This is a genomic window from Roseomonas rosulenta, from assembly GCF_016106005.1.
Lineage (GTDB): Bacteria > Pseudomonadota > Alphaproteobacteria > Acetobacterales > Acetobacteraceae > Neoroseomonas > Neoroseomonas rosulenta.
On the sequence record NZ_JACADR010000480.1, the window covers coordinates 1 to 1845 of the forward strand.

Here is a 1845-nt window from a genome sequence, read left to right on the forward strand (position 1 = left end):
CCGGGCTCGAGACGGAGGAACCGCCGGGCGGCGCCGCCCCGCGCAGGGGCTGGCCTGCCGCGGGGGCCGCCGGCGCGCGGCTCTGCCGTGCATAGCCCGCGGCATGGAGTTGCACGCCGCCGCGTCCGTCATGCGCCCAGGCCACCGCCGGCAGGCCCTCGCCGGCCAGGCCTGTCACGTCCGGCACGAAGACCGTGCGCAGGTCGGCGGCGGCGAGCACCTCGACGCGCATGCGGTCCTCGAAGCCGACGGCCACCAGGGAGCCATCCGGCGAGAAGGCGATGCCATAGGCGCGCGCCCCCTGCACCGGCGCGCGCTGCGCGAGCCGCCGCCCGTCCGCCGCATAGATCCGCACCGCGCCATCGGCCGAGCTGGAGGCGAGCCGCCCCTGCGCATCGAAGGCAACCATGCGCGCCGGCGCGGTGTAGGACGTGTCCTCGAACAGCAGGCGGCCGTTGCTCGCATCCCAGACCTTGATGCCGGCGCGCCCGCCGAGTGCGGCCGCGAGCCGCGTGCCATCCGCCGAATAGGCCAGGTGCTGCACCGGCGCGGCGAGGCCCGGCAGGCGCGCGAACAGCCGCCCGGTGCGGGCGTCGAAGATGTAGACGGCGAAGCGCCCGTCCCAGCTCGGCGCGGTGAAGCCGCCCGCGGCCACGCGCGCGCCGTCGGGCGCCATGGCCACGGCATAGAGCTCGCCTTCCGGCCCGGGGCCCATGGGCGGGCGGATGGTCAGCCGCGGCGTTCCCTCCGGCAGGTTCCACAGCCGCAGCGTCTTGTCGTCGGAGACCGAGGCGAGCACCGATCCGGCCGCGTCGATCGCGAGCCGCCCGACCGAGGCGATATGCGCCTCGGCCTCGATCAGCAGGAAGGGCTGCTGCGGCGGCTCGGCCACCGCCTGCAGATGGGCGGGCGTTGCCGGCAGCAGGGCGAGCAGCGCCGCAAGCAGAAGGGCGCCGAGCCAGGATCCTGGCCGGCGCCCCGAGGCTCGCAGCTCAGCCGCGGCGGGCAATCGCGGGGGCCGCCTCAGACCCCGGCCAGTTCGAAGCCCTGGCCCTGGGCCAGGCGATCGGCGTTCTGGACGCTTTCGGAGAAGTTGTCGCGCCGGGCGATGTTGGTCGCGGCGAGCTGGCGGAACTCGCCATCGGCGCCGCGCCCAGCCACGGCCGCGGTCGGGCTGCCCAGGCCGCGCACGCCCACTGCGCTGGCCGGGACGAAGCCGACCACGCCGGAGGATGTCTCGACCTGCGCGAAATTCCCCTCGGCCGGGCGGACCGTCACGCGCTCGTTCGGCGCCAGCTGGCCGACCTGCGCGGCGGCGCCGTCGGGGCGGATGCGGATGGGGGCCGAGACGCGCGCGGTGGTGGGCACCGGTGTCGCGGTGCGGCGGGCCTGCACCTGGCCCTTGGTGCCGGGCGCGATGGTCTCGATGGCGGTGTCGAACTCGCCGCCGCGGGTGCCGATCTTCTCGTTGATGGTCTGCGCGAGCGCCACGTCGCGGCGCATCAGGTCGCGCTGGTAGGTCATCAGCGCCATGCCCTGGTCGCGCGAGATGCGCCCGCTGCGCACATCGGCGCGGATCCGGTTCGCGGTGTTCACGCGGCAATCGACCAGCTGGTTGAAGGCAAGCTGCGTCGCCTCGAGCTGGCGGTTCTCGTTGGCAAGGTCGCCGCCCACGGCCTGGACCAGCGCGCCCTGGTCCTGCGACTGGCGCTGGCGGGCCTGGAGGTAGCCGGCGGTGCCGCCGATCAGCGCGCCGGCCAGCGCGCCGATCGCGGCACCCGCCAGGATGTCGGAGCCGCGCCGCCCGGTCGCGGCGGCGATGCCCCCGCCTGCGATCGCGCCCGT

Annotated in this window: 2 protein-coding genes; both read right to left on the reverse strand. The window is 75.8% G+C overall.

The window, feature by feature from the left end; all coding sequences use genetic code 11:
* A partial coding sequence (locus HW578_RS26060) for a WD40 repeat domain-containing protein (protein WP_369407984.1) occupies positions 1–1009 on the reverse strand: 1009 nt, incomplete at its 3' end.
* 14 nt (positions 1010–1023) lie between these two features.
* Positions 1024–1845, reverse strand: an 822-nt coding sequence (locus HW578_RS26065) for an SH3 domain-containing protein (RefSeq protein WP_198373617.1), incomplete at its 5' end; no start/stop codon positions are given.